The sequence below is a fragment of the Drancourtella massiliensis genome, assembly GCF_016900655.1.
Lineage (GTDB): Bacteria > Bacillota > Clostridia > Lachnospirales > Lachnospiraceae > Sellimonas > Sellimonas catena.
The window spans coordinates 1-332 of the sequence record NZ_JACJKH010000122.1 but is presented as its reverse complement, the minus strand read 5'-3'; the positions used below and the strand labels follow the sequence as shown (position 1 = coordinate 332).

General features: G+C 41.0%; 1 pseudogene. It reads left to right on the top strand.

Annotated features, from left to right (window positions below):
* Window positions 1-141: 141 nt before the first annotated feature.
* Window positions 142-332: pseudogene (locus H6A32_RS16015) on the top strand (hypothetical protein); the annotation flags it as partial.

Genomic DNA, 332 nt, shown 5'->3' with positions numbered 1-332 from the left:
TGGCGGCCTTCCTCCCATGGTAAAACGCAGGCAGTACTATGAGGCTTTGGAGGTGGCTGCATAGTCAGTGATATCCTTGAGAAAAATGTGTCAACTAATCTTGACAATATCAAAACCATTTTTACAAAGGAGATTTATGCCATGTCCAGTATACCACAAAACCATTGCGATGAGAACGAGTTAATTGATTGCGTTCAAAGATTTTTTTCCAGGCATCTTGTCAGCAAGCTTCTTGCCAGATGTAATGGGATGAAAGAAAAAGGCGTTTCACCTGTTTCTCTCCTTCGTTACAAACTCAGCAACGTTTTTGTCGGAAGAAGTATGTATATGCA